12 protein-coding genes are annotated in these 13,770 nt (G+C 35.2%); 7 read left to right on the top strand and 5 right to left on the bottom strand.

Annotation, left to right across the window (positions count from 1 at the left end; genetic code table 11):
* The first annotated feature begins 79 nt into the window (after positions 1–79).
* Genes DPQ89_RS04865 through DPQ89_RS04850 form a run of 4 tightly spaced genes read left to right on the top strand, consistent with a single transcriptional unit; the run spans position 80 to position 3,084 of the window.
* Positions 80–1,387 (top strand): response regulator, encoded by a 1,308-nt coding sequence (locus DPQ89_RS04865; RefSeq protein ID WP_127715787.1) that lies wholly within the window; start codon positions 80–82, stop codon positions 1,385–1,387.
* Between the two features lie 9 nt (positions 1,388–1,396).
* A complete protein-coding gene (locus DPQ89_RS04860; protein ID WP_127715785.1) occupies positions 1,397–1,705 on the top strand; it encodes an Hpt domain-containing protein in 309 nt (102 codons plus the stop codon).
* Positions 1,706–1,708: 3 nt separating this feature from the next.
* Positions 1,709–2,389, top strand: a complete 681-nt coding sequence (locus DPQ89_RS04855; protein ID WP_127715783.1) for a two-component system response regulator — start codon at positions 1,709–1,711, stop codon at positions 2,387–2,389.
* 2 nt (positions 2,390–2,391) lie between these two features.
* Positions 2,392–3,084, top strand: coding sequence for a response regulator transcription factor (locus tag DPQ89_RS04850; RefSeq protein ID WP_127715781.1), 693 nt, complete (start codon positions 2,392–2,394; stop codon positions 3,082–3,084).
* Here DPQ89_RS04850 and DPQ89_RS04845 read toward each other — a convergent pair.
* Together DPQ89_RS04845 and DPQ89_RS04840 are read right to left on the bottom strand one after the other, a co-directional pair.
* Positions 3,067–3,459, bottom strand: a complete 393-nt coding sequence (locus DPQ89_RS04845) for a response regulator (RefSeq protein WP_127715779.1) — start codon at positions 3,457–3,459, stop codon at positions 3,067–3,069. The two genes, DPQ89_RS04850 and DPQ89_RS04845, sit on opposite strands and share 18 nt — an antisense overlap.
* An 8-nt stretch (positions 3,460–3,467) precedes the next feature.
* Positions 3,468–4,667 carry an ankyrin repeat domain-containing protein gene (locus DPQ89_RS04840; RefSeq protein WP_127715777.1) on the bottom strand — a complete coding sequence of 400 codons (1,200 nt, stop codon included), beginning with the start codon at positions 4,665–4,667 and terminating at the stop codon, positions 3,468–3,470.
* A gap of 109 nt (positions 4,668–4,776) precedes the next feature.
* Here DPQ89_RS04840 and DPQ89_RS04835 point away from each other — a divergent pair, with 109 nt between their 5' ends.
* Together DPQ89_RS04835 and DPQ89_RS04830 are read left to right on the top strand one after the other, a co-directional pair.
* Positions 4,777–5,631 carry a response regulator gene (locus tag DPQ89_RS04835; RefSeq protein WP_127715775.1) on the top strand — a complete coding sequence of 285 codons (855 nt, stop codon included), beginning with the start codon at positions 4,777–4,779 and terminating at the stop codon, positions 5,629–5,631.
* Positions 5,632–5,697: 66 nt separating this feature from the next.
* Positions 5,698–7,875, top strand: a complete 2,178-nt coding sequence (locus DPQ89_RS04830) for an amino acid permease (protein ID WP_164848261.1) — start codon at positions 5,698–5,700, stop codon at positions 7,873–7,875.
* Here DPQ89_RS04830 and DPQ89_RS04825 read toward each other — a convergent pair.
* The 3 genes from DPQ89_RS04825 to DPQ89_RS04815 are packed head-to-tail and all read right to left on the bottom strand — an operon-like array spanning position 7,865 to position 12,541.
* On the bottom strand, positions 7,865–8,944 hold the full coding sequence (locus tag DPQ89_RS04825; protein ID WP_127715771.1) for a metallophosphoesterase: 1,080 nt from the start codon (positions 8,942–8,944) through the stop codon (positions 7,865–7,867). The two genes, DPQ89_RS04830 and DPQ89_RS04825, sit on opposite strands and share 11 nt — an antisense overlap.
* The gene (locus DPQ89_RS04820; protein WP_164848260.1) at positions 8,944–9,960 is read right to left on the bottom strand and encodes a GGDEF domain-containing protein; all 1,017 of its coding nucleotides are present in this window, start codon (positions 9,958–9,960) and stop codon (positions 8,944–8,946) included. Before DPQ89_RS04820 ends, DPQ89_RS04825 begins: the two co-directional genes overlap by 1 nt.
* Before the next feature lie 4 nt (positions 9,961–9,964).
* Positions 9,965–12,541: a hypothetical protein gene (locus DPQ89_RS04815; protein WP_127715767.1), complete on the bottom strand. Its 2,577-nt coding sequence runs from the start codon at positions 12,539–12,541 to the stop codon at positions 9,965–9,967.
* A gap of 181 nt (positions 12,542–12,722) precedes the next feature.
* On the opposite strand from DPQ89_RS04815, the gene DPQ89_RS04810 reads away from it, so the two are divergent.
* Positions 12,723–13,766 (top strand): murein L,D-transpeptidase family protein, encoded by a 1,044-nt coding sequence (locus tag DPQ89_RS04810; RefSeq protein ID WP_127715765.1) that lies wholly within the window; start codon positions 12,723–12,725, stop codon positions 13,764–13,766.
* Positions 13,767–13,770: the final 4 nt, after the last annotated feature.

Here is a 13,770-nt window from a genome sequence, read left to right as displayed (position 1 = left end):
AAGTTTTCCATAAATTAAATCTTAAGGAAAAATTTAAACAACAACGAATAAGAGATGGCAAAATAGATTCAGGTGAATTATGCAAATATTAATGGTTGACGATGATAGTAGTATTATAGATCTCTACTCTGTAGTTGTAGAGCCGTTATGTGTAAAAAACGGATTTCATGTGGCCTATTCCCCTAAAGAGGCCATAGAACTTATAGAAAAAATAGACTTTGATTTAATTATTTGTGATTTTGACATGCCTCCCACAGGAACGGGAGAAGAAGTATTCTACAACTGGAAAGAAAATAGCAAAGAAAACCAAAAGTTCATGTTCTTTACCAGTAGAACTTTAAGGGAATTAGCTTTTTATAAAGTAGAAGACAATCAATTCTACCTACAAAAACCAACCAATCTTAAAAAGTATCGAAACTATATTAACTCTGTAACAAAGACAGATCAGAGCACATACTTTCCAATTGCAATTTATCATTTCGCAAGATGGAAAAAGAGTAAATTCCCAATCTACATCAAAATAAATAATGATAAGTTCATCAAAGTATTCAACACTGAAGAAGAGTACGATTTAGACAGGCTTAATACTTACATTGAAAAAGGACAACGTTTTCTCTATATACAAACAAAAGATGAAAATAAATTCTTTGATAAGTACGATTATTCCACAATATTTGAAACCGAAGAATATTCCTATGATAGCTTAAAGCAAAATCATCACTTTCTTAATTCTCAAGTCTCTATGTTAGGCCTCACAAAGCAGACTCTTAAAACAGCTCAAAGTACTGCAGAAAAGATCATTCAAGACGTTGAATCTAAGACAACTCTATTTGATCTACTTCAAAAGGCCATTAATTCGAAGGACTTTACTTATGATCATAGCTATTTAATGGTTTGTATATGTTCATATGTCTGCGATCAAATGAGCTTGGATAAGAGTGTTCTTAAGAAGATATCGACTGCTGCTCTAATTCATGATGTACTTATACCAACAAATCGCCTGGCACTAATCCATGATTTGGAACCAAAAAAGATTGAGCAACTAGAGGCCAAAGACAGAGATGCCATTCTTTCGCACACAAGTTTAAGCGACACCCTCTCAAAGATGGATGATCTAACAAACGAAATTCAAAACCTTATCGAATTTCATCACTCTGGTATAGATGACTATAGTATTAGCAATCATAAGAAAGACTTAAGTCAACTTAATCAAAACCAATGTATTTTCCTGGCCTCTCACTTCGTAGCTTGTGAAATCTATAGACATGATTATGACTTACACAAGATCTCAGATATCTTAACGTTTTCTAAATACAAGTTTTCGAGCAAAAATTTCGATAAGATATGGCATACGATAGAATATGTATTCAAGCACAAGTTAAATTGAGGAGAAAATATGGCAGAGTTTACTGTTGAAATTGATCAAGACCTGGAAGATATTGTCCCGGGCTTCTTAGAGAATAGAAAAAAAGACATTGAACTTCTAAAACAATTCTCTAATGAAAAGAATCTTTCTGAGATCGAAAAGATAGGACACAAAGTAAGCGGTAGTTCAGGTGGATATGGTTTTCATGATCTTGGTCAAATTGCAAAAGAAATTGAAAAGTTGGCCATGGCCAATACTGAAACAGGAATAAATGAATTAATAGAAAAATTTGAAGACTACGTAAACAACGTAAAGATTAATTATGTAGATATGGATTAGGATTTGCTTAATATATCAAAGAGTATCTTGGTCGTAGATGATGATCAGGATATGCAAACATACATTAAGAAGATACTGAGTAACTTAGGTTATGAGATTTTACTATCAAATAATACTGAGGATGCTTTTGCTATGGTGCTAGATCATTGCCCTCATTTAATATTGTTAGATATTAACCTTGAAGATGATTATGGTTTTAGCTTACTTGAAAAAATGAAACAAGTTAATCTTATTGGAAAGATTAATGTCTATATGATTTCATCTCAAACAAATAAGCAATCAATCACACTTTCTAAAGAATATGGTGTTAATGGTTACCTTTTGAAGCCACTAAATAATCAGACTTTGATCAATACAGCAAAAGCAAGTGTTAAAGATCACTCCTTTACTCCTATTGATTTCAGTAATGAACAAGAAGATATTGAATTAGATATTCCGGGAGAGATTATCAAATTAAATGAGGTTTCATTTACATTTAGATCTAAAGTTAAATTTACGCAAAAAAGTAAAGTAGAAATAGAAAGTACTTTTCTAAAATCTTTATCCATAATGCCCGGGCATTTTACAATTTATCAACAATCTAGAGATATTATGCCAGGCCTGTACGACACAGTGATACAACTTCTTGGCCTACCAGAGAAGACCTTACAAAATATTAGAAAAGTCCAGAATAAGAAGGTTTAAATATGAGCAGAAGACTCCTCGTTCTAGATGACGATCCAGATATCAACACATATGTAAAGAAGATCTTAGTCAAAGAAGAATATCTCGTTGAGACGACCACCAATTTCAATGACTTCTTTGAATGTTTTAAAAAGAATAGGCCCGATATTTGTCTAGTAGATCTCAATCTTGGTGATGTAAATGGAGCTGGGTTTAATATTTTAAAGGCCATTAGAAATAAATATGGAGACGAAGTAAAAGTTATTATTATTTCTAGAAGATTTTCTGAAGAAGATATTCAACATGCCCTAACAAACGGTGCGAATGATTATATAACTAAACCCTTAGATGATGTACTTTTAAAGTCTAAAGTCAATTCGGCCTTTGGTGATATGTTCAAAGAGAGTTCAGCTCTTCCTTTCTACGCTGTCGCTGCATCTAGTAGAGACTCTTTTGTCAGGCTCCCTTTTAAAGTCATGTCACTACATGAGCAATTTATATTAATTCACTCTAGCCAATTCATTGCGAAAGGGAATTTGGTAAAGGCATATGGAAAGCTTGCTAAAAAGATTTCACCAGACAAAGATTTATCTTTAACAATTAGCGAGATTCAAAAGAATGTTGAACTCGATGGTTATAATATAAAACTAACCTTCAATCATGAAGACGAAGTTCTCATAAAGACAGTTAGAAAAATACTACTCAACATCATTTAACTTAGACGGGTCTCCTGCCATCTTTTCAATGACATTTTTAAATGTCTCTTTATCAAAAGGCTTATTCATAAAGTATGTATTTCTCTGATCAGCATCATAAAAATCTTTAAGATAGAGGTCATTGGAAGATATATAGATAATTGGAATCTCTAGTTTAAGCATAGATCGAATGAGTTCTCCAAGCTTAAAACCATTAATATAGTTTAAATTAACATCTATAATTAGAATGTCTGGACAATTTTCTCCGACGAATTCCATTGCTTTAAGTTCATTTTCAAAAGAATGACCATGACCTAAATTTCCAGACACAATAAAGCTATTAAGTAGTTTAACCATTTCCATTGAATCATCTATTACTAAAAAATCTAAATCCATATCATCCTCTATTTTTCTAAGAAGTTCTCTATCTTATATTTTTTCAAATAATGTCGTACATTGAAGCCATTATCGTCTCGAATCTCTTTTGAGATGCCTTTACTTTCAAATATTTTAAACATTTCTAAATTCTTTTTTATTGCTGCTAAAATAAGGTATGTTCTCCCTTTAACTCTTCTATTTATGGGAGCTCCTTTTTCAATAAGTAATTCAACCATTTTTACATTATTCTTTTGGATCGCAAAAAAAAGAGGCTCTCTTCCATCATTATCACGAGCATTTACCTTGGCCCCTTTATCAATTAGAAACTCTACGACTTCTAAGTTCTCTCTTAAAACAGCTAAATGTAGAGACGTATAACCACCCTTACACTTATCTTCTAAGTCCTCACCTTCATCTAAGGCAAGTTCAACTTCGATTTTCTTCTCCAACAAGACTGATATCATTAGCCTAGTGTACCCATCTAAAGTTCTAGACTTTGGTCCCTTTTTGGTTAAGTAAATAATATCATTCTTGTACTTTAATTCTTGAGGAGAACAGGTCTGAGTATTCTCGAGCTGAAGAATCTGATGAAAGTTGTCATCTTCTTCACTTTCACCACTAACTATCGTCAGCTCATCTTTTAGCTCGTTTTGTCCATCACCTTTAACTAAAGTTGACTCTTCTTTTATAGAGTCTGTTACTCCTTCAATTTTTGTAACAGTATTGTCTTCATCTTCACTATGACCTTTAACTAACTGAGAGTCCTCAGCGTCCTGCCCACTTCCTGCAACAAGAGTCGCTTCATCGGTCATATTTTGGGTAGTACTTTTAATCGTTGTGCTATTTTCTTGTTCAGTATTATCTTCACCTTGAGAGGCCAAGTATTGCGTCGCTTTTTCTAGCATAATACCTTTTTTAAATGGTTTCTTTAAACAATCAACAATACTAGTATTTTTTTGTAAAATATTTTCTTTATAGTCATCTGTTATGTAAGAGCTCATCAAAAGGACAGGTACATTTTTTACTTTCGAAACAACAGACTGACTTGTTTCGTTTGAACCAAGAATAATATCCAGAAATACAACACCTATATATTCACTCTTCAACGCCTCCACAGCTTCCATTGCATTTTTGGCAAAGAATAGCTTATGAGGTGATTTTTTAAACTCTACTTTAAATAGAGCGTGAATATCTAAGTCGTCATCGACAACGAGTATATTTCCCATTCTTGCTTATCGTAACTTCTTTTTCACAATTAAGATTATGAACACAATTTAATCATTTCTTAAGTAATAATTATATGTCGATAATTTCTTTACTCACGATAAGTTACTTATGAACTACTCTAAGAAAAAGCACGTTTTAGTTATAGATGACGATGCTGACTTCACAGTACTATTTAGTCGCCTACTTCAAAAACTTGTCCAATATAATATAGTCAAGGCCAAAGACGGAATGGAAGGAATTCTTAAGTCTCGCAACCAGAAGTTTGACTATATCTTCACTGATTTTCATATGCCTAAAGTTACTGGAGATGATTTCATCAACACAGTCAGAAGAAGTAATTATAATCAAGATACACCAATTATACTCATGAGTTCCTCAAATATAAAACTAGATGAAAAAGAGTATTCAAATATTTTCTTTCTTCAAAAACCGATTCAATTAACAAAATTAAAACTTGCCCTTAGCACATCAGACAAGGTGAAGCTAACTCCTAGAGAAAGTATCGATATTGATTTTATCAATAGCGTTGTTGGCCACTTTAAAGAAATTCTAATTAATGTTGGAAACTTCAAGGATATAACGAAGACAACGACCCAAAAGCTTGAATGTGAAACCAGCCAGCACTATGACTATTATGGTTGTATAATCATTCACTCTGAAAAGTTTAATGGAATCATAACTATTGCATTTCCGGCAGAAACATTTGAAGAATATATAATTGAGTATCTTGATAATACGACTATTCAAAGTGTTGAAGAAATATTTGAAGCATTCATTCAAACCTTAGTTACTAAGACTAAAAAGATGCTTATCGATGTCGGTGACCCAGTGCAAGAAATAAATAGCGTCTTTGGAGTTGGTCATACAGAATTACTAAGTTCACGAGAGTCTATCCTTGAGTTTTACAGTACTTTCGAAAGCAATAAAGGCCAATTCTATGTTCAAGTGAGTGTCTGGAACTAATCAATATAATGACTTATTGTACTATTTATGTCAGAATTGACCTCTTACGTGTTAATGAGAGGTTCTGTGAAAGCACTAGAAAGACGACTAGGATTAAGTTCAGTAGTAGCAATTAGTATTAGTGCCATGCTAGGTAGTGGTATTTTTGTGCTACCAAGTCTTGCTATTACGCAGACGGGACCATCTGTCTGGCTAGCTTACCTGCTCGCGTCAATATGTATTCTCCCTGCTTCAATGTCTAAATCAGAACTGGCTACGGCCATGCCAACTTCTGGCGGAACCTATGTTTATCTCGAAAGAACATTTGGACCCCTTGCTGGAACTGTTGCGGGGCTTGGACTTTGGCTATCACTATTACTAAAAGCGGCCTTTGCCTTAGTTGGCTTTGGTGCGTATTTGACAGTATTGGCCGACCTACCGCTACAGCCTACCGCTCTGACATTTTTAGTCATAATAACTATTTTAAATATCTTTGGAGTTGGAAAAGTTAGTAGCATTCTGATGGTTATAGTTGCTATTGCTATAAGTTCATTATTTGTTCTAGGTGGCGCAGGTTTAACACAACTAGACAGTAGCTATATGACTCCATTTCTAGATCATGGATTCACTGGGCTTATGTCTGCTACGGCACTTGTTTTTGTGTCATTTGCAGGTGTAACAAAGGTGGCCGCAATAGCCGAGGAAATAAAAAATCCTGAAAAGAATCTTCCAAGAGGAATACTCATTTCTCTTTTTCTAGTAACTGTTATTTACTGTTTTGTTACTTTTTCTATGGTGGGAAATGTTTCTAAATTAGACTTCGTAGGAAATTACAAACCTCTCTACACATTTGCTCAAAATGTTGGAGGAGAATCCTTTGCAATCTTTATCTCTGTAGTAGGTATTTTAACGATGATCTCCATGGCCAATGCAGGAATCCTCGCCTCTTCAAGATTTCCGTTTGCAATGGGTAGGGATAAACTTCTTCCAAGTGCAATTGGTAAACTTCATAAGAAATTCCTAACTCCTGTTTGGAGTATACTACTATCAAGCCTTGTTGTTGCTCTAACCATCCTTTATATGGATGTAACGAAGATTGCTAAATTAGCTTCTGGCTTTATGATTCTCATTTATGTTTTCGAGAATATTGCGGTTATCGTGCTAAGAGAAACGAGAGTACAGTGGTATAAACCGGAGTTTAAAAGCCCAATGTATCCTGTCTTACAAGTACTTGGTATCATCAGTGGACTTGGACTTCTCTTTGGAATGGGCTTCATCATTGTATCGGCAGTACTAGGTATTTCAATTCCAGGTGTTCTTCTGTTTATTTTTTACTCAAAAAATAGAACGACAAGAAGAGGTGTTTTAGGGATTCGTGGAAAGCGAACTGATATTGTTGTCGAAGAAGTTGAAAGTATGACCAGCTACAACTTTGATAGCTTGCAATTTAGTAAAGACGCCAGAGCTGTTGTTGCCATATTTGGGAATGAAAAAAGTCCTGAAACTTTAATAGAGATGGCAGCGGTTATGGCCGAAGGTGAAAACTTAGAAGTTGCCCACTTTACAGAAGTTCCTGAACAAACAGACCTTAAGGATCTTATTGAAGAACCTGGTCAGTTAAGATCTCTTCGTAGAAGAATTATTGCGATGTCCGTGGAGCAAAACCTCCCAATCACATTTGATCCAATTGTTAGTCACGACCTAGCTAGAAGTGTATTTGAAATAAGTCAAAGACTTCACTGTAAGTGGCTATTCAAAGAATGGGGTGGTAAAAAAAGAGGAACCTTCACTATTCATAACCCTGTAGGATGGCTTAGAAACCATCTTCAATCAAATCTAGCAATTTTTAGAGATGCAGGGGTTCGTTATATAAGAAAGGTCTTAGTCGTAATTGATGAAAATTGTGACTTCGAACTTGTTTTAGGATCTGCTGACCTTTACGCAGTTGCAAATAAAGCTGAACTTAGCTTAGTAAAGATTGTAGGACTGAATGTAACAAATGATGAAATAGCTAAAGAGCACGAAGATCTTGAAAAGCTGTGCGCAAATACTAGGTCTCGCTCTAAGTATCAAACATTACAAACTGACGATAAAGTTGAATCAATTATCCAATACTCAGCTGAATACGATCTACTTGTATTTGGAGCATCTGAACACTCATGGTGGAAAGATATCTTAGGAACAGATGATGATAAACTCATTGCGGCTGCTTCTTGTTCTGTTATTTCTGTTCAAAATGCCCAGAGAAACTCAGTTACGAAGTAGAGATTTCGGATTTAAATGGTCTCCACTTTCCTTGCCAAACATTTAAAGAGCCTTCTCTTAAGCTAGAGGTCTCTTTATGAATATCAAGCATACAATAAGTTAAGTGAGTTGAATCCTGATGAAGACCGGCATCAATAGAAGGAATCGGATTCCACGTACCAGTGTTAAAGTAATACTTCCCTTCAGGGAATCTTCTCCATTCCTGTAAATGTGTATGTCCCATTATTATAGTATGAAGTCCAAGGTCCTTTTTTAAAATGGCCTTAGCTTTTTTTTCGTAGCGTGGATAAATTGTAATTTGTTTTAGAATCTTTAAAGATGTTTGAAAATTTCTATTATCTTTCAAGTAGGTATCAAAATTAGTTTGAATCAAGTATTTGATAACAATAATGGACATCTTAAAAAAGAATCCAATATCATGCACTAGACACCATTTAATATAAGAGGCCATCGGTCGAACCTTATCTAAGTAAGGCCTCTCCTTTTTAAGTCTAGGTAAAACAGAGATACAAAATAAACTTCCCCAAGGTAGATTTAAAATCTTTTTTCCATTTGGACCCAATGTGTAATACTTCTTCTTTGGAACAGAATTGATGGCCTCAAAACGATGACCATGTTCAACATGAACACCATAGGTTTGTAACTCATGACAGAAGTTAACTTTTGAATCGACTCTTTGATTAAATAATTCTTGAGCACTTTCAAAGTCCATGGCCGCATCATGATTTCCAATAACATAACTAACTTTCTTATTAGGTGCATTTAGAAAGTTCTTTATGGCATCAAAGAATATTGGATGACCTTTAATAATAGACAATAGACTTGATATAGCGTGAACTGAGTCCACAATATGAGTAAAGACACCTTCAAAATCAATTTGAATTAGATTTAAAATATCACCATTGAGAACAAGATGAACTTCTTTAGTGTAGAACTCCTCAGTTGAGTAAAACTCACAAAACTCAGCAAATCTTTGATCTTCAAAAAAGTCTTCTAGAATATTGAGCTGACCATTTTTTAAAAAACGCCCCTTACCTAGATGCAGATCACTAATTGAAAGAAGTAACACTACCCTTCCTCAGTGAACATTTCACCCGCAAAACAAACTTGACCACGTCCAGATTGCTTAGCTTTATACATCATTTTATCGGCAATAGAGATGATCTCAACTCTCGTCTTAGCATCTTTAGGAAAAGTAGCGACACCTACCGAAACGGAAAGTTTAAAGGTATGAGAGCCATTCATTCCCTTCTCTTCTGAGACAAAGAACTTCTCTCTTGTAATACCTCTTAAGATCCTTAGACCTACATCTTTAGCGTCTTCGCCATTACATGAAGGAACAACAATGACAAATTCATCACCACCATAGCGGTAACATAAGTCAGTCTCTCTAACGACTCGTTTTAGAACAGTTGCAACATCTGAAAGAAGCTGTGTTCCTACGAGATGACCGTGCCCATCATTAACACTTTTAAAGTGATCTATATCAATGAAGATAACAGAGAAAAGCTCCCCTTGTTCTTCATACTTACTAATTTGATTATCTATATCTTTTAAGAATTTTCTTTGGTTATAAAGTCCAGTTACATCATCTACATGGACAAGAGATTTCAGCTTATCTGCCTCACTAAATTTATTAAATTTAAGAGAAGTTGTATTCAAGTAAGTAACTAGATAATTTAAAAGTTTATCCTGAACTTTTTCAGAAACTTTTACGCCAGCATAGTAAAACTGATCATAAGATTCCCCACAGGAGAACACATAGAGATATTCATCTTTTGATTTAACAACCTCGATCCAAGATTGTTCGAGTTGTGGAGACGTTTTAATCAGACCACGTATCTCATTTAAGTCATGAGTTGTTAAGCTCTCAACTTGACTCTTTGCTCTCCAAAATTGACGGCAGTAACGTTTTTCAGCAGAGTCTTTATGAACGCTGAATACGTTTATTGAAGATGATAAGAATTCACTAATCCAAAACTGGTCTAGTGACTCGTACACCTTTTTAAGGCCTTCAAGCTGATCACATTCAAAAATAAACTCAATCAACTTCTTATAATGTTGTCCGTTTAGTTCATCATTCAATTTATTAATCCAGTTCTTTTGTATTATCTTCTTCTAATTCATCTAAGTCGTCTTCAATCAGTTGTATTGAGCCTCTCAAGGTCTTCATGATCTTACCAAGCCTTTCTTCCAGCTTAGATTTATCTTCTCTATGCTTAAGTTCTCTAATCGTAGAGTTCTCCATATTAAACTCTAGAGCATCGATTTTTCTTTTCAAGTCTAGAATTTTCATATCTCGAGTTTGCACAAGAGATTCAGAGTCCATTACGGTTAACTCAAGCTTACTTTCAAGCTCTTTTTCTCTTTGCTTAACTTGATTGAAGTCTAATCTAACTTTTTGATTTAAACGATCAAATTCTTTTTGTAAGTTCTTTGCCTTAAGTTCATAGAGTTCTCGTTTTTCTTCATTGAGCTTATTTTGATACTCTTTTTCACTTAACTCTTCGTGATGTCTCTTCTTTATAATTCCTAACTCAATCTTTACTTCGTCTAGTTCGGCCTTAAGACCTAAGTTATCTTGATCGAGAATTTGTTTTTCTGCCTTAAGTTGCGTTATTTCACTCATCAACTCTTCTCGCTCTTCTCTCAGCTGTCTAATCGTACCTTGCAGACGAAGCATTTCATCTTCGTCATAGCTTCTAAAGTTTTCATACTCTTCTTTAGAGCTCATTCTAGGAGCTGGTTCAGTATTAGAATTCTCGCTGGTTTGAACTGTTTGAGTTAAATTATTATCTTCTGAGTTAGCACTCATCAACTCATCAAGTCCCGATGAAAAGTCATCTTCAATCGTTTCAGAAAAAGACAACTCTCCTACGACATTTTCTTCTGTCACTGTTCCAGAATCATCAAGGTCACTTAAGAGGTCCCCCTCTTTCAAAGAACCTGTCGAAGCGATTATTGTAGGATTAGTATTGTCACCTACACTGTCTAATAGATCAGGAGAAAATCCTGATGAAGTTTTATAATCAAACTCTTGCATTTGCTCACTATCATCTTCTTCAACTGCGGCATTTTGAATTGCGGCCATATCAAATTCGCCAGTAGAGTCTTCTGCTTCAGCACTTGCCGAGACCTCTTGATCTTCCTCAGCAGGAGGAGCAACAATCGAATTAATCGTTGCATCTAAATCGTCAGAGTCTCCGAGCTGAAAAGAGTCTGTTGACTCTATCGATGCATGGTCAACACCTTCACCGTCATCTTCAGTGGCCGAGAAATCGATATCTCCAGCACCACCTTCATCAGCGACACTATTATCTATTTCATCACCCTCAGCACTTAGGCTAAGGCCTTCATCACTGTCATCATTAAAATCTAAACCGTCATCAACAGCACTTTCAAGAGGTGCTGATTCAACTTCGTCTCCATCAGCGCTAAGTGAAAGAGAGTCATCAGAATCCATATCGAATTCAAGTCCTCCCTCTTGTTCATCATCAGCAGCTTCACTAGGGGCTGCACTCTGTGCTGTATCAGTCTCATCACTAAGGCTAAGAGAATCTTCACTAACGTCAAATTCTAGTCCATCATCTGACGAGTCTTCAGAAGCACCTTCACTACCCTGATCTTCACCAGAAAGATCGAGGTCATCACCTGATACATCAAAGCTTAGTCCCTCTTCTTGTTCCGACTCCTCTTGAGAGTCATCACTAACTGAAAAATCAAGTTCACCTACATCTTCAGAATCATTTTCTTCAATCTTAGCAACAGCTTCCTCTCCTGCGAGTTCAACCTCTTCATCAGGAAGGCTAAATTCAAGACCGCCAACTTCTTCATTATCATCAGACATAGTTACCTCAATCGAAGGGCTTTCTTCGACAACAATATTATCCTCTTCAGGATTAAAATCTATATTTTCTTGTGTATTATTTTTTTCAAAACTAATTTCTTCTTTTTCCTGCTCAATAGGAGTTATGATCTCTGCTATATCGGACTTACTGGTCTCTACAACCTTCTTCTTCCCAAATACAGAGTCAAACTTTCTTTGGATGTCCTTATTTACTTCATCATCAAAATCTAAATCACTTTGATTATGTTGATCAACAACATCTCTAACCTCATCAGAAATACGAAATTCAGAAGCGTTAAAGTCTACTTGATCATCTTCGTCTTCAGTCTCTTCAGTCTCCGCTATCTGTGAACTGGCCAGCAAGTCATCTTCCACTGATTGATCTAGTTCACTTTCAAGATCTCTTGCTGAAAAAACTAAACTCTGCTCCATTTGAGGAGCGACAGTGTCGGACGAATTACTTTGATCAACTGAGAGTTGAAAGTCTCCAATAACATCTAAAATGATTTCTTTGGTTACAGGCTTAGTTAAATAAGCATCGCACGCGTTAGATGAATTCTGAATCTTCAGTATTTCGGGCAGCTCCATTGAGCCGGTTAAAAGTATCGTAAAGACTTTGTCTAAATCAACTAATGACTTATGTGTTTCAAGGCAATCTAGCTCAGCACAGTCAAAATCCATTACAATAGTGCATACGTCAGACTCATTAACCAAGCGTCCGAGATCATTGAAATCTGAACAGAGGACCGCATTGTCGTCTTCAAAAGACGAATAAACGGATTCTAAATTTGTGTCAGTCGTATAAAATATTGTTTTCATGTGTCGCGTTAGTTAACTCATCGGCATATTTTTATATAATTATAGTAACTTATTGAATAAAAAATCGCCAATAAGTATCTTCTTCTTCCTAGATATCTTGTAAAAAAGGGTTAAAATAGATTAGAATATTGTAAGTTACTATAATTCATAAAAAATACAGGACCATTTTACTAGGTGATATATGTACAAAACTAGCCCATTAATCTTGATAACTCTTCTTTTAAGTCTTAGCTCATTTGCAGAGCAATACTTACCAACTTCGTTACTAATGCTAGAGAAAAATTTCTCTCACCATGTAATTGTAGCTGAAAAGTCGACTCACTCACTTTACTTATACAGTAACGAGAATGGACTACCTGCTCTTGTAAAAGAATATCCAATGGCAACAGGAAAGAAGGCCGGAGATAAAATTTTTCAAGGTGATCACAGAACACCAGAGGGTATTTACTTCTTTACTGACTTTCTTACTCATCAGGACCTACTTGATAGACATGGAAAGCAGGGACAAATTTATGGTGTAGGTGCATTTGTTATGAACTACCCTAACCCTATAGATCAACGTGCTGGAAAAACTGGTGGCGGAATTTGGCTTCACTCTACAAATGATGAAACAAGAATTGATAAAGGGCTTGACTCTCGTGGCTGTGTAGTAGCGACGAACTCAAACCTAATTGAGATCTCAAAGTTTCTTGAGCTAAATAGAACACCAATTATTGTTGTTCACAATATGCAATACCTAACAAAAACAGCTTGGCTCAAAGAAAGATCAAAACTCAACGACACTCTTGAGCAGTGGCTAACAGGTTGGCAAAACGAAAATACTGAGCTCTACTTCAACAGCTACCACAAAGAACAATTCTTTGATAAATTCCGTGGAAACTACGAGCAATTTAAGCAATACAAGAGAGCCGTTTTCAACAACGCGGGAACTCCTAAAGTAGAAATTGAAGATGTATCAATCTTTAGAGTTAAAGATTATGCAGTGATTAGTTTTCAACAAATTTATACTTCTAATACAATTAATGATATTGGTAGAAAAACTCTTTATCTAAAACAAGATAAGTACTATGAGTGGAAAATTGTAAATGAGACTTGGACTAAGTCTGGGATCAAGAACGAGGAAGAAGCGAAGGTTGCTTTTCAACCATCAATGAGATTTTTTAAGGATAATGATCCAAAATCAATCTTAGGGGCAGACTTTGTGAAAAGAGTAGAGAATAATTAATCTC

Source organism: Halobacteriovorax sp. HLS, from assembly GCF_004006665.1.
In the GTDB taxonomy this organism is placed as follows: domain Bacteria; phylum Bdellovibrionota; class Bacteriovoracia; order Bacteriovoracales; family Bacteriovoracaceae; genus Halobacteriovorax.
This window is presented reverse-complemented; position numbering and strand designations above follow the sequence as displayed.